Raw genomic sequence first — 20,497 nt, forward strand, 5'->3', positions numbered from 1 at the left:
GAAAATTTAAAAATATAAGAAGGTTCGGTTAAAAATTTATTTTGCCGGACTTTTTTCTTTGCTCTATTTTATCCTTGTGATAATATATCTTTAGGATGTGATTATGTGATTTTAAATAAAATTAGAGAAAAAATGAAAGAAAGAAATATTGATTTTTATATTGTTCCAACTAATGATCCTCATGGTTCGGAATATCTCCCAGATTATTTTAAAGAAAGAGAGTTTGTAACTGGTTTTACTGGTTCACAAGGGACTGCCGTTATTACAATGGATGAGGCTTATCTTTGGACTGATGGAAGATATTTTATTCAGGCTGAAAACCAAATAAAAGATTTTGGTTTTAAATTAAAAAAACAAGGACTTGCTGGAGTTTTAAATTATGATGAATGGATAAAAGAAAATATAAAGGAAAATATGAATTTGGCTTTAAACACAGAATATTTTTCCCATAATAGTTATAATTCTCTATCACAAAAAGTAGAAGATAAAAATGTAAAAATTTTAGATGTAGATTTAATAAAAGATTTTTGGGAAGATAGATATCCTCTTCCAAGTGAAGATGCCTTTATTCTTGATGTGAAGTATGCTGGTAAATCTCGTGAAGATAAAGTTTCTGAAATTAGAAAGGTTTTAAAGGACAAAAGGGCTGATATGACAATAGTTTCTTCGCTTGTTGATATTGCTTGGACTTTAAATATTAGAGGTATGGATATAAAGGACACACCAGTTTTAATTTCTTTTATGATTATTGAAAGCGAGAAAGTAATTTTATTTATTGATAAATCAAAAATTAAAAATATTGAAGATGAAATCTGTGATTTTATTGAGATAAGGGATTACTTTGAATTTTATGATTATTTAGAAAATTACAAAGATAAAAAAATTTATTTGGATGGAAATTCTATTAATGAAAGAATTTATAAAAGTGTTTACGAAAAAAATAAAATAGTTTTCGGAGAAAATATTTCTGAAAAATTAAAAGCTGTTAAAAATGATATTGAAATAAAAAATATTGAAAAGACTCATATAAGAGATGGAGCTTATCTTTTTAAATACATTCACTGGTTAAAGGGAAATGTTAAAAAGAAAGAGATAAATGAATATGAGGCTGCAATGAAACTCGACAGTTTTAGGGCAGAGGATCCTCTTTATATTTCCAATTCTTTTGAAACAATTTCTGCCTATGGGGAAAATGCTGCTATGATGCATTATAATGCAACAAAAGAACAAAATGCAAAGATAAAAACGAAGGGATTTTATTTAGTTGACTCTGGTGGACAATATTTTTCTGGAACAACAGATATAACAAGAACTATTGCCATGGGAGAACTTACAGATGAAGAGATTAGAGATTATACTTTAACTTTAAAATCTCATTTAGATTTAATGGATACTGTGTTTTTAAAAGGAACTTATGATATTACACTTGATGGGATTGCCAGATATGCTTTGTGGCAAGACAGACAAGATTACAAATGTGGAACAGGTCATGGAATTGGTTTTGTTTTATCAGTTCACGAAGGACCTCATAGGATATCACGTGGCCTTCCTGCTACAGAGATGGAGATTAATATGATTGTTTCTAATGAACCAGGTGTTTACAAAGAATGTAAACATGGTATAAGAATTGAAAATATTTTAAGAGTTGTGTTTGACTCTGAAACTGTGGATTCAGTTTTTTATAAATTTAAAACAATTAGTTTTTGCCCTTTTGAGTTAGACGCAATTGATATAAGTTTACTCACTGACAGGGAACTTCAAGTTTTAAATTCTTATCACAAAGAAGTTTATGAAAAGTTAAGTCCTTATTTTGAAGGAGAAATCTTAGAAGATCTTAAAAATTCTACGAGAGAGGTTAGAAGATAATTGATAGATTTAAGAGAAAGGCTTGATAAACTCCCAGATAAACCAGGAGTTTATATTATGAAAAATGAATTAGATGAGATAATTTATGTTGGGAAAGCTAAATCTCTTAGAAAAAGAGTTAGACAGTACTTTGGGTCTTACGGAAAGAGTTCGAAAAAAGTTTCCAACATGGTATCTAAAATTCACGACTTTGAATATATTATTGTTGAAAACGAAGTGGAGTCCCTTGTTCTTGAATCAAACTTGATAAAGGATAATCTTCCAAAATATAATATTTTACTACGTGACGACAAACAATATCCTTACATTAAAGTTAAAGTAAATGAAAGATACCCAAGAGTCATGAAGACTAGAAGAATTTTAAAAGACGGGGCAAAATATTTTGGGCCCTATCCCGATGTTTTTGCAGTAAATGATTCAATTGAAACTTTTGAAAGAGTTTACCCACTTAGGACTTGCAATTTAAATTTAGAAAATGTAGAAGAGAAAAGTTATAGACCTTGTTTAAATTATTATATTGGAAAGTGTGTAGGCCCTTGTATTGGCAATGTTTCTGATGATGATTACAATGAGATGGTAAAAGAAGTTTTAAATTTTCTTTCTAGTTCTGATGAAAGATTAATAGATAAACTTCATAGTAAAATGTTGGGTTATTCAAGAAAACTTGACTATGAAAATGCTGCAGATATTAGAGATAGAATAAAAAATCTTGAATATTTAAAAGAAAGGCAATTGATAAGTGATCCTGAGGCACATGATGACAAAGATATTATTGCACTAGCTAAAGGTATAGATGAAGTTTTGATTCAAATTTTCTTTTTTAGAAATGGAAAAATTATTGGTCGTGAACATTATATAATTAGAGATTATTACAACGACAGCTATGAAGAAATATTTTCGTCATTTATAAAACAGTTTTATATTGGAGCAAGTTATATACCCAAAGAAATAATAATAGAAGAAAAACCAAGTGATATAGAACTTTTAGAAAAGTGGTTATCTGAAAAAAGAGAAGGTAAAGTCACTATAACTGTCCCAGTAAAGGGAAATAAAAAAGAATTAGTTAGAATGGTTAAGAAAAATGCTCTTGATATGATTGAAAAATATGGAGATAAGTATAAAAAACGTGCAGAGTCAAATAAACTTGCTCTTGAAGAAATAAGAGATCTAATTGGTTTGAGTGAAATGCCAAGAAGAATTGAAGCTTACGATATTTCTAATATTTCTGGAGTTGAATCTGTTGGGTCTATGGTTGTATTTGAAAATGGGGACTCAAAGAAAAGCGATTATAGAAAATTCAGAATCAAAAGCGTAGTTGGACCAGATGATTATTCAAGCTTGAAAGAAGTTATTGAAAGAAGATTTATTAGGGGAGTGGAGGAGAAGAAAGCTAATAAAAATACTTCTTTTTCAAGCTTTCCTGATTTAATAATGATGGATGGAGGAAAAGGTCAAGTAAATGCTGCAAAGGAAATTTTAAATAAGTTAAATTTGAATTTAGAAATTTGTGGTCTTGTAAAAGATGATTTTCATAGAACTCGTGGAATTATTTACAATAATAAGGAGTATAATGTTGAATTAAATTCACGAGCTTACAAAATGATTTATAAAATTCAAGAAGAAGCTCACAGATTTGCAATAAATTATCACAGAAATTTAAGATCAAAAACCATGTTTAAATCTGAACTTGACGATATTAAATTAATTGGACCAAAAAGAAAGGAAAGTTTATTAAAACATTTTAAGTCCATAGATAAGATAAAAAAAGCAAGTGTAGAAGAACTTATGGAAGTAGAGTCAATGAATGAAGCAAGTGCTAATTCTCTTTATAAGCATTTTAGAGGTGTAAAAAATGGCAGTTAAGTTAGAATATATAGTTGAAGAATTAGAGTTTGAGATAGTTCACAAGTCCACGGATTTTGAAAATATAGAAATTAATAGTAGTGATATAAATAGACCAGGTCTTCAACTTTGCGGGTATTATTCAAAATTTGTAAAAGACAGAATACAATTAATTGGAACACAAGAATGGCATTATATAAACTCCTTAAGCGGAAAAGAAAGATATGAATCTTTAGAGAAATTATTTAAATACGATATTCCAGTAGTAGTTTTCTCAAGGAATAATGAAATTTTTCCACAGGCTAAAGTTTTGGCAGAGAAGCACAATGTGACAATTATAAGAAGCCCAGATTCAACTTCTAAAATTTTCAGCAAAATTATTTCTTTAGTAGATGAAGCTCTTGCTCCTACTACAAGAATGCACGGAGTTCTTTTAGATATTTCAGGAATTGGAGTATTAATAACAGGAAGAAGTGGAATAGGTAAAAGTGAAACTGCACTAGATTTAATATCAAATGGAGCAAGACTCATCTCAGATGACTCTATAATAATAAAAAATATTGATAATAAATTAATTGGAAAATCTCCTGATATAACAAAATATTTTATGGAAATAAGAGGCGTCGGAATAATTGATATACAAAAAATGTTTGGTATTGGGTTTGTAATGGAAGAAAAATCTATTGAGATAATTATAAATTTAGAAGATTGGGATGAGTCAAAGGAATATGAAAGGCTTGGGTTAGAAAATAACTATCAAGAAATATTAGGAATAAATGTTGCAAAATTTGATATTCCCGTAAAACCTGGCAGACATACTGCACTTATTGTAGAAGTGGCTACGAAGAATTACAAACAAAAAGAATTGGGTTATAATCCGGCATTAGCTCTAAATGAAAGAATGATTAAGAATAAAAAATCGAGATCCCAATAATTTGTTTATTTATTTTTATGAATGGTTATAAAATAAATTTATTCAAAATTTGCATTCCATTATATGAAACGCCTTTCGTAGTTCGCTATTTTCAAATATTCAAACAATGTTTATTAACAATATTATTGAAATTTATTAAATAAAGTCATATAATATAAACAGTATGATTAATTTATATTTATATTATTAATAATAGGAGGCTAATATGTCAAAAACATTTAAAACTATGGATGGTAATGAAGCAGCCGCTCATGTGGCTTATGCCTTTTCTGATGTTGCTTGTATCTATCCCATAACTCCATCTTCACCAATGGCCGAACACATTGATGCTTGGGCTTCTCATGGAAGAAAAAATATTTTTGGACAAGAAGTAATGGTTAAGGAGTTACAATCAGAAGGGGGAGCTGCAGGAGCTGTTCACGGAGCACTTCAAGCTGGATCACTTACATCAACTTACACAGCTTCTCAAGGTTTATTACTTATGTTACCTAACATGTATAAGATAGCTGGAGAATTGCTTCCTGGTGTGTTCCATGTAGCAGCAAGAGCATTAGCATCTCATGCACTTTCAATCTTTGGAGATCATCAAGATGTTATGGCAGCAAGAGCTTCAGGATTTGCTCTTTTAGCATCAGGTTCAGTTCAAGAATCAATGGACTTGGCAGGAGTTGCTCATTTATCCTCAATTAAAGGAAGAGTTCCTTTTCTTCATTTTTTTGATGGATTTAGAACATCTCATGAAGTTCAAAAAATAGAAGTACTTAATTATGATGATTTAGAAAAATTAGTTGATAAAGATGCAGTAAAAGAATTTAAAGAAAGAGCTCTAAATCCTAATGGACCTAAAGTTAGGGGTACTGCACAAAATCCTGATATTTATTTTCAAGAAGTAGAAGCTTCAAATAATTATTACACAGACATAATTGATGTGACAGAAGGCTATATGAAAGATATCTCTAAATTAACAGGAAGAGAGTATAATTTATTTAATTATTATGGAGCTAAAGATGCCACAGATATTATTGTAGCAATGGGTTCAGTAACAGAAACTATTGAAGAAGTTGTAGATTATTTAAATGCAAAAGGAGAAAAAACTGGTCTTATAAAAGTTCATCTTTACAGACCTTTTTCTATTAAACACTTAATGGAAGCAATTCCAAAAACAGTGGAAAGAATTGCTGTTCTTGATAGAACTAAGGAAAAAGGAGCAGTGGGACAACCTCTATATTTAGATATAAGAGATGCTTTTTATGAATCTGACAAAAAGCCACTTATAGTTGGAGGAATTTATGGATTGGGTTCGAAAGATACTAATCCAACAGATATTCTTTCAGTATTTGATAATCTTAAAGACGAAAACCCTAAAAATGATTTTACAATTGGAATTGTAGATGATGTAACTAACAAATCACTTCCAATTAAAGAAACTATTACAACTGAACCAGAAGGAACTATCAGATGTAAATTTTGGGGATTTGGATCTGATGGTACAGTTGGAGCAAATAAATCAGCGATAAAAATTATAGGTGATAATACAGATATGTATGCTCAAGGTTATTTTGACTATGACTCTAAGAAATCTGGCGGAGTCACAATGTCTCACTTGAGATTTGGTAAAAATAAGATTACGTCAACTTATCTATTAACTGAAACTGATTTTATTTCTTGCTCAAAACAATCCTATGTATATTCTTATGACCTACTTAGAGGTCTTAAAAAAGGTGGAAAGTTCTTACTAAATACTATTTGGGATGAAGATGAACTTGACGAGCATCTACCAGGATATATGAAGAAATATATCGCTGATAATGAAATTGAATTTTATACAATTAATGCTACAAAAATTGCAGCAGAAGTTGGGCTTGGTGGAAGAACTAATATGGTAATGCAAGCAGCATTTTTTAATCTTTCTCAAGTGCTTCCAATTGATCAAGCAGTAAAACTTTTAAAAGAAGCAATTGTAAAAGATTATGGTGCAAAAGGTGATGACATAGTTAGAATGAACTATGATGCCGTTGATCGTGGAATTGATGCCATAAAGAAAATCGAAGTAAAAGATTCTTGGAAGGATTCAGACACAACTAGAGATTTCAATATAAATGGAGCACCAGAATTTATTAATAATATGCTTATTCCAATGAATAGACAAGAGGGAAATGATCTTCCTGTATCTGCGTTTGTTGATATGCCAGATGGAACATTTCCAGCTGGAACAAGTCGTTATGAAAAGAGAGGTATTGCAGTAAATGTTCCTCACTGGAAGATTGAAAATTGTATAGAGTGTAACCAATGTTCACTTGTTTGTCCTCATGCTGTAATTAGACCTTTCTTAGTCGATAAAGATGAAAAGAAAAATGCACCTGAAAGTTTTGAAACTAAAAAAGCAAATGGCAAGGGATTTGAAGATTATGAATATAGAATTCAAATTTCTCCATTAGATTGTACTGGATGTGGAAATTGTGCTCAAGTTTGTCCAGCTAAAGAAAAAGCTTTAGTTATGAGTCCTTATGAAGATGAAATTGACACACAAGCAGTTAATTGGGAATATGCATCTGAAAATATAAAATCTAAGGAAGAAAATATCGAACCTAACAATTTTAAAAACAGTCAATTCCAAACTCCATATCTTGAATTTTCTGGAGCATGTGCAGGTTGTGGAGAAACACCTTATGTAAAACTTGTAACTCAATTATTTGGAGATAGAATGAGTATTGCTAATGCAACAGGATGCTCTTCAATTTGGGGTGGATCTGCTCCTTCAATGCCATATTGTACAGATGAATGTGGAAATGGACCATCTTGGGCAAATTCATTATTTGAAGATAATGCTGAATATGGATATGGAATGGCGATATCTCAAGGTCAAACAAGAGATAGAATTGAAAAACTAATGAATGAATTTATTGAACTTAATGTAGATAATGATGCAAATGAAGCATTTAAAGCTTGGATCGAAGGAAAAGATGATTACAAGACTTCAAAGGCAGCAAGTGCAAAAGTTCTTAAGGTTCTTGACAAAAAATTTGGAAATGATAAAGCTGACGAAATAATTGATACATTACAAGGTCTTGAAAGATTCTTAATTAAGAAGAGCCAATGGATTATTGGTGGAGATGGATGGGCCTATGACATTGGATATGGTGGACTTGACCATGTTTTGGCATCTGGAGAAGATATTAATGTTTTAGTTCTTGATACAGAAGTTTATTCAAACACTGGTGGACAAGCTTCTAAGTCTACTCCTACTGCTGCCATTGCACAATTTGCAGCGGCTGGTAAATTAACTAAGAAGAAAGATCTTGGGTTAATGGCGACAACTTATGGATATGTATATGTTGCTCAAATTGCTCTTGGTGCAGACAAAGCTCAAGCATTTAAAGCAATTAAAGAGGCAGAAGCTTATGATGGACCATCATTAATAATTGCCTACGCACCATGTATAAACCACGGAATTAGAGTTGGTATGGGATTCTCTATTGAAGAAGAAAAGAAAGCTGTCGAAACTGGTTATTGGCATTTATATAGATTTAATCCAGAGCTTAAAGCACAAGGAAAGAATCCATTTATTTTAGATTCTAAAGAACCTACAAAATCATTTAGGGATTTCCTTGATGGAGAAGTAAGATATACTTCACTTAAAAAGTTATTCCCTGAAAGAGCAGAAAAACTTTATGAAGTGGCAGAAGAAAATGCTAAAGAAAGATATGAAAATTATTTAACTCTCTCAGAAGAAGAATAATTTATAAATAAAAAGAATGATTTATCTCGCTTGGGAAACTAGGCGAGATTTTTTTTAGATTAATTAAAAAGTCATTTTAAATTTTAATAATATCAAATATTTTCTTATTTATTATTTTTAAATTATAAATATTGATTTTTTTAATTCTATGAGATATATTAAAATAGCTGTGGGAGGTAGGAATGAAATTAATATTTGATATAAATGGCGGAGATAATAAGTCTGAAATTATAAGAGGAGCGATTGAAGCTTCTAATGAATTTAATGTTGAAGTAATATTAGTTGGACGAGAAGATTTTATAAGTGAAAATCTAAGTGAACTAAATTACGATAGAAATAAAATAGAAATAGTTGATGCAAAAGAAAATATAGAAAATAATGAAGATCCTGCCTTTGCTCTTAGAAGAAAAAAAGATTCTTCTATTGTAAAGTCAATGGAATTATTGAAATCTAAAAAAGCTGATGCAATAATTTCTGCAGGTAGTACTGGTGCTCTACTTGCAGGAGGAATTTTTATTGTTGGAAGGATTAAGGGAATAAAAAGAGCAGTTCTTCCAACTGTAATTCCAGGATTAAAATCCAACACTATGATAATTGATTCGGGTGCAAATATGGATACTGATGCAGATTTATTAAAAGAATTTGCAATGCTTGGAGATATATTTTTAAGGGAGTATTATAAAATTGAAAGTCCTAAGGTTGGTCTTTTAAACGTTGGGACTGAGGAAGGAAAAGGCAATAGTTTATCAAAAGAAACATTTGAAGAATTAAAAAATTCCGAGTTAAATTTTGTTGGAAATATTGAAGCACGAAACATCACAAATAATGATTTAGATCTTGTAGTTTGTGATGGATTTGATGGAAATATTTTGTTAAAATCTATTGAAGGAGTTGTGGAGTTTTCCATAAAAAATATTTTACAAACTATTGAAAAATCTAATTTTGATAATGAAATCAAAAATAAATTAAATAAAAATTTAATGAGTAGTTTTAAAGATTTAGATGCAAAAAAAGTTGGTGGAACTCTTCTTTTGGGTATCGATGGAAGTATAATAAAAGCTCATGGTAATTCTAATAGTGAAGCGATAAAAAATGCTGCAAAATATGCGATAGATATAGTAGAATCTAATATAGTAAAAAAAATTAAAGAGAAGGTGGAAAAAAATGAAAGATAAAATTTTAGAAATCATTGCTGAACAATTTAATATGGATGTAAATGAACTTGATGAAGATATGAACTTTCAAGATGATTTAAATGCTGATTCAATTGAACTTGTAGAACTTGTAATGACTATTGAAGAAGAGTTTGATACTGAAGTTTCTGAAGATGATCTTGACAAGTTAAAAACTGTTGGAGATGTAATTGATTATGTAGAAGATTTGGAACAGTGATTTCATGTCTTTTACTAATTTAGAACTTCTCGAAAAGAAATTAAATTATAAGTTTAAAGATATAAAATTATTAAAAAAAGCACTAACTCATAGCTCTTATGTAAACGAGAATAATATGAAACCTTATGAAAGTAATGAAAGGCTAGAGTATCTTGGAGATGCAGTTTTAGGACTTATAATTGGAGAATATTTTTATATCAATTATCCAAAAGATTTAGAAGGTTCATTGAGTAAAATGAGAGCGGATTCTGTAAATGAAAAGGTCCTTTTTTTTATATCTAAGAATTTAAATCTTGGAGATTCTATTAGGTTTGGCAAAGGTGAGATTAAAAATGGTGGAAGAATGAGAGAATCAACTTCTGCTGATGCATTGGAAGCTTTGATAGGTGCAATTTATTTGGACTCAAATTTTAATGAAGCAAAAAGAATAGTTTTATATTTATTTCAAGAATTTTTAGAAAAAGATAGATACAAACTTTTTAATATAGATTTTAAAACTAAATTACAAGAAAAAGTTCAAAAATCTGGGAAGAAAGTAGAATATAAATTAGTTAGAGAAGAAGGACCTGATAATAATAAAACTTTTTATACTGAATTATTTTTAGATGAAGTTTTAGTAGGCAAAGGTAAAGGCAAAACGAAAAAGGAGTCTCAGCAAGAGGCGGCAAAGGAAGCATTTAAGGGGATGGATAAAATTGTCTAAAAGAAATATTATATCAATTTTTATCCCACATTATGGATGCCCTAATGACTGTGTTTTTTGCAATCAAAGAAAAATTACAGGAGTATCTACAGATATTTCAAATAGTGACGTTGAAAAGACTATTTTGGAATATCTTTCTTATTTTAAAAGGAAAGATAATGTAGAAGTTGCTTTTTATGGTGGAAGTTTTACTGCAATTCCATTAGAAAAACAATCTGAATTTTTGCAAGTTGCTTGCAAATATAAGAAAAATGGTTTTGTAAAATACATAAGGCTGTCCACAAGACCAGATGCAATAGATGATAAGATTTTATTAAATTTAAAAAAATATGGAGTTGATATTGTTGAACTTGGGGTCCAAAGTTTGGATAGCGATGTTTTAAAACTTTCTAATAGGGGCCATGATGTAAATTGTGTTTATGATTCGGCAAGTTTAATTAAAGAATATGGATTTTTACTTGGTCTACAACAGATGGTTGGTTTACCAGGAGATAATTTAGAGAAATCAATTTATACGGCAAAAGAATTTGTAAAACTTAAGCCCTATTGTGTTAGAATTTACCCAACTCTTGTTATAAAGGAAACAAAACTTTATAATAGCTTGAGGAGTGGAGATTATAAATCTTTAGATTTAGATGAGTCTATAAAATTCGTATCTGATTTACTTAATATTTATTATAAAAATAATATTAATGTTATTAGAGTTGGACTCCAACCGACAGATAATATTAATTATGATGGGGATATTGTAGCAGGGGCTTTTCACCCTGCATACAGACAATTAGTAGAATCTTTTTACTTTAAGAAGGGACTTCTAAATTATTTTAAAGAATCAAAAAATTTAAGTGATGAAATTTATATTTATGCAAATGGGAAAAATATATCGAATATTAGTGGACAGAAATCAAAGAATAAAAAAGAAATATGTTCCAATTTAAATATAAAAAAATTGAATTTAAGAGAAAAAGGTTTAGGGAATTTTGAAGTACAAATAGAGGCAATGTATAAAGAAGTTATCGATATAAGAAATTATTATAGGTGAGTGGATGTTTTTAAAAGCAGTTACAATGCAAGGATTTAAATCTTTTGCAAATAGAACTAAAATTGAATTAGATAAGACGACGACAGCTATTGTAGGACCAAATGGGAGTGGGAAAAGTAATATAACGGATGCAATAACTTGGGTTCTTGGAGAAACTTCTGTAAAAAATCTAAGAGGAAATAAAATGGAAGATGTTATTTTTTCTGGTACAGATACAAAAAAACCACTTGGAATGGCTGAAGTCACAATAGTTTTCGACAATAGTGATAAATCTCTAAATCTTCCATACAATGAAGTTTCTGTAACTCGAAGGATGTATAGATCTCTTGAAAGTGAATTTTTAATTAATAATAAAAAGTGCAGATTGAAAGACATAAAAGAACTTTTTATGGACACTGGAATTGGAAAAGATGGCTATTCAGTAATAGGTCAAGGAAAAATTGAATCTGTTTTAAGTTCAAAGCCAGAGGACAGAAGAAATATTTTTGAAGAAGCGGCAGGAATTTCAAAATACAAATATAAAAAGATTGAATCTACTAATAAACTTTTAAAAACTGAAGAAAATTTAATAAGGATAGAAGATATTTTATCTGAAATTAAAATGCAGGAAAAAAATTTAAAAGCACAATCTGATAAAGCTAAATCTTATTTAAAAGATTATGAACTTTTAAGAGTTCAAGATATAAACCTGGCTTGTAAAGATATTGATAAAAGAGAGATTCAGATAAGAGAACTAGAAAAAAGTATTGATATATTAAAAGAAGAATTTAAAGAAGTTTTGAATAAAAGGGAGGTATTAACAGAAGATTTAAGAAAATCAAAAGAAAAAATTTCTGACATTTCTGTGGAAAATGATAATTTAAATGAGAGATTTAATAATTACAAAGGGGAGTATGAAGAATTAAATTTAAAGATTAATTTAGAAAATGAAAAAGTTAATTCCCTTAAAAGAGATGTGGAAAGAATTCAAATAGAAATAGAAAGTTTACAAGGAATTCTTTCAGAATATAAAGAAAATATTGAACATTTAGAAATTAATGAGAAAGATCTAAATTGTGAAAAGAAAAAAATAGCGGATAATCTTACTGAAAAGATTAAAGTAATAAAAGAATTAGAATATGAATTAAAAAATTTAGAAGAGATTGGAAATTTAAATTTTGAAAATAAAAATAAATTAAAAAATGAGATCGAAAATTTGGATTTTAAAAATCAAACTTTAAAGGACATAATAGAAGAAAAAAATAATAGAAAAATTAGTTTAGAAAAAAGTATTGAAAATTTTAGGAAAAATGAAAATGAATTTATAGAAATTATTTCAAAGGATTCTTCTGAAATAGAAAGTTTAAGGAACAGTTTAGAAAAAGAAAATTTAGATTATAAAAATATAGACGAAAAATTAGAAAATTTACAAGAAAAATTAAAAAAACAAGATGAATATATTAATGAAAGAAAAAATAGTGCAAATGAAATTATTGCTAGATTAAAAATTCTCGAAAATATGGAGTCTAATTATGAAGGATATAACAGAACTGTAAAATCTTTTATGAATTTCACTTCAAAAAATAATATATTCACGGCCTCTTTGTATGGACCTGTTGCTGAAAAATTTAATGTTGAAAAAAGGTATGAAAAGGCAATTTCTGTGGCACTAGGTTCCATGTCTCAAAATATTATTGTATCTTCGACAAGTGAAACGTCTGAAATGTTAAGAGTTTTAGAAAAAAATAAAATGGGAAGGGCTACTTTTTTACCTTTAGATAGGGTCGTGGGCAATAAAATAAATATTAACTATAAAGATGAAGGAATTATTGGAGTGGCTTGTAATTTAATTGTTTTTGATAAAGTGTTTAAAGATATCTTTTATAATTTATTGGGAAGAGTGTTGATTGTAGATAATTTTAAAAACGCTACTCTAATTTCTAAAAAATATAAATTAAAAGTTGTAACATTAAAGGGAGAGGTTTTCAATCCATCTGGAGCAATCACTGGTGGTAGTTTAAATAATTATAATAGTAGCTTTATTTTGCGTAAAAATGAAATTAACGATCTACAAGAAAAAAAGAAAAAAATTTTGAAAGAAGTTTCAAAACTTGAAAAGGAAAAATTAGATTTAGAAAAAGAAATTAAAGATTTAAATATTTCAAAGGATTCTTTTATTGAAAGAAAGAATTCGTATATTTTTAAAATTAATGAAATTGAAAAGAATTTATATAAAAATAAAAATGATAGAAACTTAAATACTAATTATTTAGATAAATATGAAAAGGAAAAGCTAGATTTAGAGGATAATATAAAAATAGATATTTCTAATTTGGAATACAATGAATCAGAGATTAATAAAAAAAATCTGATTTTAAATGAAATGGAAAAAGAAGTTGATAATAGTACGAGATTAAAGGAACTTTCAGAAAAATTGGACAATCTAAATAATGAGAAAGTTGAAATTCAATTAGTAGAGAAAGAAAATAGTGAAAAGTTAGTCTATAATATAAAAGAAATAGAAAGAATAAGTTTTGAAATAGAAAATACAGAAAAAAGGTTAAAAAATAATTTTGACCTTTTAGAAGAAAAAAATAAGGCCATTTATGAAAAAAATATATTACATGAAAAAAACTGTATAACTTTACAAAAAATAACCAAAAATATTGAAGATTTAAAATTTAAAATTAGTGATAATAAAGATTTTTTGGAGAAAAATAATAAAATTTATTTTGAGAACAAAGATGTTTTAAGCGATTTAAAAGAAAGGTCTGTTACTCTGAATTCTGAAATAGAAAAGCTAACTCTTAAAATAGATGTTAATAAAAATAAAATATCTAATGAAATTGAAAGGCTTAATGATGAATACAATATCTGCGATTATCACGATTTTATAGATGAAAGTTTAGAAGATATCTCCGAAAGTTCTATAAAAAAGCTAAAGAAGAAAGTGAGAGATTATGGAGAAGTAAATATTTCTTCCATTGATGAGTATAAACTTGTAAAAGAGAGATTAGACTTTTATGCTTCTCAAAGAGATGATTTAATAAATTCAAAAGAAGAAATAAAATCAATACTTGGCAAATTAGATATTGAAATGAAAAAAATATTTAATGAAGCAATGGAAGAAATTTCAAATAAGTTTACAGAAATTTTTAAGATTCTATTTAATGGGGGACGTGCAGAGATAAGTATTGAAGGAGATGTTTTAAGTTCTGGTATTGAAATTAAAGCTTCTCCTCCTGGCAAAAGGCTGCAATCACTTTCTTTATTGTCAGGTGGAGAAAGATCTTTAACAGCGGTGGCACTTTTGTTTGCACTTTTAAAATATAGACCAGCTTCTTTTTGTATTCTCGATGAAATTGACGCAGCTTTAGATGATGCGAATATTAAGAGATATGCTGATTATCTTCTTACCTTAGAGGATATTCAATTTATAATTATTACTCATAGAAAATTGACAATGGAGATTGCAAATACTATGTATGGTGTTACAATGGAAGAAAAAGGAATAAGTAAATTATATTCTGTGAAATTAAAAGATTAGGAGAAAAAAATGTTTGAGTGGTTAAAGGATAAATTAAAGAAACAAGAAGATAAAAAAGAAAATGCAGAAAATGATAATTTAGAGGAAAATGTAGAAGAGAGTATCGAGAAAATAAAAATAGATGATCCTTTAGAGGGAAATGGCGAGAATTCTGAATTAGAAGATAAGGATGAATTAAAAAAAGAGAATGACGAAAATTTTAAAACATCAGAAAGTAATGAGAAGGACTTAATAACTGATGAAATTGAAAAAGATGAAGAACAAGTAGTAAATGAAGAAAATTCTACTAAAGAAGATAATATAAAAGAAGAAAAAGAAACTCAAGAAGAAAATTTAGAGAACAAAGATGAAGCTATTGAAGATAAAAATCTAGAAGATAAAGAAACAACAAGTGAAGAAGAGAATTTAGATAAAAATACAGATTTTATTAAAGAAGATAATAGTGAAGAGATAAAAGAAAAAGAAGAACCGAAAAAGACTTCTTTATTCCAAAGATTAAAAGAGGGATTAGATAAAACTAGAAAAGAAGTCGGAATAAAAATAAATACTGTAATTGGCTCTTATGTAAAAATTGATGATGAAATGTTGGAAGATTTGGAAGATATTTTAATTTCAGCTGATGTTGGTATGGAAACCACGATGAAATTAATTGATAATCTTCGTGAAACTATTATAAGGGAAAAGATTAACGACCCAGAGGAAGTTAAACCACTTTTAATGCAAGAAGCTAAGAAACTTATGAACCCAGAACTCAATACTCCTATAAATACAGACCCACCTGTTATAATTTTAGTAGTAGGAGTTAATGGCGTAGGAAAAACAACAACTATTGGAAAACTTTCTGCAAGATTTAAAAGTGAAAATAAATCTGTATTAGTATGTGCGGCGGATACTTTTAGAGCAGCTGCTATTGATCAACTAAGAGAATGGGGCAATAGAGCGAATGTAGATGTTATAAGTCATGATGAAGGCTCTGACCCTGCATCTGTTGTATTTGATGCTATTGAAGCAGCCAAGGCTAGGAGTACTGATGTGTTAATTGTAGATACTGCTGGTAGACTTCACAATAAATCTAATCTAATGAAGGAGCTCGAAAAAATTAATAGAATTATTTCAAATAAATTTCCTGAAGCGAATCGTGAAAATTTATTAGTCTTAGACTCAACTACAGGACAAAACGCAATTAATCAAGCAAAAACTTTTAAAGAAGTGACAGACATAACTGGAATTGCACTCACTAAACTTGATGGCACTGCTAAAGGTGGAGTTGTAATTGCACTTCAATCAGAACTTAATATTCCGATAAAATTAATAGGAGTGGGAGAAGGAATTGACGATTTGCAAGATTTTGACATTGATAATTTCTTAGAAACAATTTTTAGTTGATTATAAAAATAAAATTTAAAAATTATTATAAGTAGGTTTTGATGCCTACTTTTTTTAGTTATTAGTAATAAAATCGGTTAAGAAATAATTAAAAAATTTGTTGACATATTAAAATCTATTAGTTAAAATAATATAGGTCAAGTAAAAAGGTTGACCTCGCTAGAAAAATGGTGATATAAATGGATGAAAAATTTTTTAGGATGAACAGCTTACTTGATTTTTATGGAAATCTTCTTACAGAAAAGCAAAAGAAAGCTGCTTATATGTACTATATTTATGATTGTACTATAAATGAAATATCAGATGAGTTAAACATTTCTAAACAAGCAGTATTTGACAATCTAAAAAGAGCTGAGAATAATTTAGAAGAATTTGAAGAGAAACTTCAATTAATAAAAAATTCTAAGACAGAAGAAGAAAATAAAGAAATAAAAAGAAAAAAAATTGAAACTATTTTAGAAAGTATTGAAGAGGATTCTTTAACAAAAAATAATATCTTAAAAATTAAAGAACTTAAAGAAATACTTATTGACTAGGAGGTGGATTTTTGGTATTCGAAAGTTTATCCGATAAATTGCAAAATACTTTAAAAAACTTGACAGGCAAAGGAAAGTTAACCGAGAAAGATATTGACGCAGCTATGCGAGAAGTGAAACTTGCTCTTCTTGAAGCTGATGTTAATTTTAAAGTTGTAAAGGATTTTGTAAAAACTGTAAAAGAAAGAGCTTTGGGAAAAGAAGTTTTAGAATCTTTAACTCCAGGCCAACAAGTTATAAAAATTGTAAATGAAGAACTCACAAACTTAATGGGAACAAATGAAGTCAAATTGGATCTTTCTAAAAAAACGACAGTTATTATGATGTGTGGTCTTCAAGGAGCAGGTAAAACCACAACTAGTGGTAAACTTGCAAATAAATTAAAAAAAGATGGAAAAAGACCTCTTTTAGTGGCTTGTGATGTTTACAGACCAGCTGCCATAAAGCAGTTACAAGTTGTTGGTAAATCAGTAGACACTCCAGTTTTTACTATGGGAGATAAAATTTCTCCTGTGGACATTTCTAAAGCAGCACTAGAACATGCAAAGAAAAATGGAAATGATGTAGTTATCATTGATACCGCAGGTAGACTTCACATAGACGAAAAATTAATGAAGGAACTTCAAGATATTCATGAGGAAATAAATCCTTCAGAAGTTCTTCTTGTTCTTGATGCAATGACTGGTCAAGATGCAGTTAATGTTGCAGACACTTTTGACGATATGCTAAAGCTTACTGGTGTAATACTTACTAAACTTGATGGAGATGCAAGAGGTGGTGCGGCACTATCAATTAGGTCAGTTACAGATGTTCCAATTAAGTTTATTGCCAGTGGAGAAAAGATGGATAATATAGAAGTCTTTCATCCAGATAGAATGGCATCCAGAATACTTGGAATGGGAGATGTGCTTTCCCTAATCGAAAAAGCACAAAATGCAGTTGATGATAAAAAGGCTAAAGAACTTGAGGAAAAGTTGAGAAAGTCAACTTTTACTTTTGAGGATTTCTTAGATCAAATGCAACAAATGAAAAATATGGGACCTCTTGAAGATATTATTGGAATGATTCCAGGAGTTGACAACAAAGCTTTAAAAAATATAAATCTTCCTGAAAATGAGTTTGCAAAGGTTGAAGCTATAATTCTTTCTATGACTAAGAAAGAAAGGTTAAAGCCTGAAATAATTGACTCTTCAAGAAGAAAAAGAATTGCAAAAGGTTCTGGAACTAGTCCAGCAGATGTCAACAAACTTATTAAACAGTTTAAAGATATGAGAAAAATGATGAAACAATTTAGTAACATGTCTAAAAATATGGGAAGAAGAAAGTTTAAACTACCTTTTTCCTTTTAAAGTAGCTTATATATTTTAATATATAAATTTTATTTTGGAGGTGAATAATTTGTCAGTTAAAATTAGATTAAGAAGAATGGGTGCTAAGAAAAAACCCTTTTATAGAATAGTTGTAGCAGACTCTAGAAGCCCTAGAGATGGAAAGTTCATTGAGGAGATTGGTTATTATAATCCGCTAACTTCTCCTAAGAAAGTTGTTGTAGATGCAGAAAAGGCTAATAATTGGATTAAAAATGGTGCAAAGCCTACTGATACAGTTGATAGACTTTTTAGAGAAAATTCAGTTTATAGTTCAAATGAAAATTCTAAAAATACAACAGGAACAAGTGAATCAGAAGCTACTGAATAACAGTATGTTTGGAGGACCAAAATGGTTGAATTAATTGAATATATTGCTAAATCTTTAGTTGATGATCCTTCTTCAGTTGATGTAAAAAGTGAAGAAAATGGTGATGTTATTAACATTACACTTAAAGTAGCATCAAGTGATATGGGAAAAATTATTGGTAAACAAGGTAGAATTGCAAAGGCAATTAGAGCAATTATAAAGGCTGTTTCACTTAAAGAAAATGTAAAGGTTAATTTAGAAATTGAAGAATATTAAAGATTCAATTACCTGTATTGGTAAAATTATAAACACTCATGGCATAAAGGGAGAACTTAAAGTTGAACCTTATACTTTTGATAACAAAAGATTTTTAAAGTTAAAAAATGTTTATGTTGGGGATAATTTAGAAGAATTTTATATAAAAAAAGCTCGGATAAATAATTTTATTTATATAACCTTTGAGGGCTATGAAGATATAAATGAAGTTTTAAATTTAAAGGGTAGTGAAATTTACATTAATGATAAAGATAGACTAACTTTAAAAAAAGATCAGTACTACATTTCTGATATAATTGGAAAAAAGGTTTATGATACTGATAAAAATTATATTGGAGTTTTGAAAAATGTTCTTGAATATCCAGCTAATGACATTTTTTTAATTGAAAGTGATGATAAAGAAATTTATCAGATACCTGCAGTTAAAGAATTTGTTAAAAAAATAGATTCCACAATAACTATAAAGTTAATAGAAGGAATGATTTTGTGAAGATTAGTGTTTTGACATTATTTCCAGATTTCATTAATCACATTAGAGATTTTTCTATTGTAGGAAGAGCCATTGGAGAAGGAAAATTAGATCTTGAAACGGTTGATATAAGAGATTTTGCTATAAATAAGTATCTTCAAGTTGATGATTATCCCTATGGTGGTGGACCTGGTATGTTAATGCAAGTAAAACCAATAGTAGAAGCAATAGAATCTGTAAAAGAGAATAATTCTAAAGTTTATTATATGTCGCCACAGGGAAAAGTTTTAACTCAGCAAAAATTAAAAGAGTTAAAAGAAGAAGAACATATAATACTTTTAAATGGTCATTATGAAGGAATAGACAATAGGGTTATTGAAAATTATGTTGATGAAGAAATTTCTATTGGAGATTATGTATTAACTGGTGGAGAATTGGCATCTATGGTTGTAATAGATGGAGTATCTAGATTATTAGATGGAGTTCTTTCTAGTGATGAATCTTTTAAAGATGAATCTCACTACAATGGATTATTGGAACATCCACAATACACTAGACCTAAAGAATTTAGAGGGCTTACTGTCCCGGATATTCTTTTAAGTGGAGATCATGAGAAAATTAGAAAATATAGACTTATTGAATCTATAAAAAATACTTTACAGAAAAGGCCAGATTTATTAGAAAATAAAAACTTAAATGATGAAGAAAAAGATATATTAAAAGATTTATTGGAAGGAGGTAAATACAATGGATTATATTAAAGCTATTGAAAATGAACAAATAAATGAAAATTTACCAAAATTTAATGTTGGAGATACTGTAAGTGTTCACTACAAAATCATTGAAGGCGAAAGACAAAGAGTTCAAGTTTTTGATGGTACTGTATTAAAAATTCAAGGTAAAGGTTCAAGAAAAACTTTTACAGTTAGAAGAATTTCTTACGGAATTGGAGTTGAAAGAACTTTCCTTCTTAATTCTCCAAGAATTGCGGATCTTGTTGTTACAAGAAAAGGTAGTGTAAGACGTGCTAAACTCTACTATCTTAGAGATAGACAAGGTAAGGCTGCAAAAGTTAAAGAAAGAAATAATTACTGAGAATGGGACTTTAA

General features: G+C 28.7%; 17 protein-coding genes. All 17 read left to right on the forward strand.

The genetic code is table 11. The features are described 5' to 3' along the window. The first annotated feature begins 105 nt into the window (after positions 1–105). The 17 genes from RH95_RS00665 to rplS all read left to right on the forward strand — a co-directional run bounded on the left by RH95_RS00665 (position 106) and on the right by rplS (position 20,483). Complete coding sequence (locus RH95_RS00665) at positions 106–1,866, forward strand: aminopeptidase P family protein (RefSeq protein WP_010242263.1); 1,761 nt, start codon at positions 106–108, stop codon at positions 1,864–1,866. Next, complete coding sequence (gene uvrC / locus RH95_RS00670) at positions 1,867–3,729, forward strand: excinuclease ABC subunit UvrC (protein WP_010242266.1); 1,863 nt, start codon at positions 1,867–1,869, stop codon at positions 3,727–3,729. It begins immediately after the preceding gene. Continuing rightward, positions 3,719–4,642 carry an HPr(Ser) kinase/phosphatase gene (gene hprK / locus RH95_RS00675; protein ID WP_010242268.1) on the forward strand — a complete coding sequence of 308 codons (924 nt, stop codon included), beginning with the start codon at positions 3,719–3,721 and terminating at the stop codon, positions 4,640–4,642. The genes uvrC and hprK overlap by 11 nt, the downstream gene beginning before the upstream one ends. A 205-nt stretch (positions 4,643–4,847) precedes the next feature. Beyond that, positions 4,848–8,381, forward strand: coding sequence for a pyruvate:ferredoxin (flavodoxin) oxidoreductase (gene nifJ / locus RH95_RS00680; protein WP_010242271.1), 3,534 nt, complete (start codon positions 4,848–4,850; stop codon positions 8,379–8,381). A 182-nt stretch (positions 8,382–8,563) separates the two neighbouring features. Next, complete coding sequence (plsX, locus tag RH95_RS00685) at positions 8,564–9,556, forward strand: phosphate acyltransferase PlsX (protein ID WP_010242273.1); 993 nt, start codon at positions 8,564–8,566, stop codon at positions 9,554–9,556. After that, positions 9,546–9,773, forward strand: coding sequence for an acyl carrier protein (gene acpP / locus RH95_RS00690; RefSeq protein WP_010242275.1), 228 nt, complete (start codon positions 9,546–9,548; stop codon positions 9,771–9,773). Before plsX ends, acpP begins: the two co-directional genes overlap by 11 nt. Before the next feature lie 4 nt (positions 9,774–9,777). Then, on the forward strand, positions 9,778–10,476 hold the full coding sequence (gene rnc / locus RH95_RS00695; RefSeq protein ID WP_010242277.1) for a ribonuclease III: 699 nt from the start codon (positions 9,778–9,780) through the stop codon (positions 10,474–10,476). Beyond that, positions 10,469–11,518 carry an elongator complex protein 3 gene (locus tag RH95_RS00700; RefSeq protein WP_010242279.1) on the forward strand — a complete coding sequence of 350 codons (1,050 nt, stop codon included), beginning with the start codon at positions 10,469–10,471 and terminating at the stop codon, positions 11,516–11,518. The genes rnc and RH95_RS00700 overlap by 8 nt, the downstream gene beginning before the upstream one ends. A gap of 4 nt (positions 11,519–11,522) precedes the next feature. Next, positions 11,523–15,044: a chromosome segregation protein SMC gene (gene smc, locus RH95_RS00705; protein WP_010242282.1), complete on the forward strand. Its 3,522-nt coding sequence runs from the start codon at positions 11,523–11,525 to the stop codon at positions 15,042–15,044. 9 nt (positions 15,045–15,053) lie between these two features. Further along, complete coding sequence (gene ftsY / locus RH95_RS00710) at positions 15,054–16,430, forward strand: signal recognition particle-docking protein FtsY (protein WP_010242283.1); 1,377 nt, start codon at positions 15,054–15,056, stop codon at positions 16,428–16,430. Positions 16,431–16,609: 179 nt separating this feature from the next. After that, positions 16,610–16,966, forward strand: a complete 357-nt coding sequence (gene ylxM, locus RH95_RS00715; RefSeq protein WP_010242284.1) for a YlxM family DNA-binding protein — start codon at positions 16,610–16,612, stop codon at positions 16,964–16,966. An 11-nt stretch (positions 16,967–16,977) separates the two neighbouring features. Then, positions 16,978–18,315, forward strand: a complete 1,338-nt coding sequence (gene ffh / locus RH95_RS00720; protein WP_010242286.1) for a signal recognition particle protein — start codon at positions 16,978–16,980, stop codon at positions 18,313–18,315. Positions 18,316–18,364: 49 nt separating this feature from the next. Further along, positions 18,365–18,664, forward strand: coding sequence for a 30S ribosomal protein S16 (gene rpsP, locus RH95_RS00725; protein WP_010242288.1), 300 nt, complete (start codon positions 18,365–18,367; stop codon positions 18,662–18,664). 21 nt (positions 18,665–18,685) lie between these two features. After that, on the forward strand, positions 18,686–18,919 hold the full coding sequence (locus RH95_RS00730; RefSeq protein WP_010242290.1) for a KH domain-containing protein: 234 nt from the start codon (positions 18,686–18,688) through the stop codon (positions 18,917–18,919). Then, entirely contained in the window at positions 18,906–19,409 is a 504-nt protein-coding gene (rimM, locus tag RH95_RS00735; RefSeq protein ID WP_010242291.1) for a ribosome maturation factor RimM, read from the forward strand. The genes RH95_RS00730 and rimM overlap by 14 nt, the downstream gene beginning before the upstream one ends. Beyond that, complete coding sequence (gene trmD, locus RH95_RS00740; RefSeq protein WP_010242292.1) at positions 19,406–20,149, forward strand: tRNA (guanosine(37)-N1)-methyltransferase TrmD; 744 nt, start codon at positions 19,406–19,408, stop codon at positions 20,147–20,149. Before rimM ends, trmD begins: the two co-directional genes overlap by 4 nt. Next, on the forward strand, positions 20,136–20,483 hold the full coding sequence (rplS, locus tag RH95_RS00745; protein ID WP_010242293.1) for a 50S ribosomal protein L19: 348 nt from the start codon (positions 20,136–20,138) through the stop codon (positions 20,481–20,483). The genes trmD and rplS overlap by 14 nt, the downstream gene beginning before the upstream one ends. The last annotated feature ends 14 nt before the right edge of the window (positions 20,484–20,497 follow it).

The sequence above is a fragment of the Peptoniphilus rhinitidis 1-13 genome (assembly GCF_000246925.1).
Classification (GTDB): Bacteria; Bacillota; Clostridia; order Tissierellales; family Peptoniphilaceae; genus Peptoniphilus_A; species Peptoniphilus_A lacydonensis.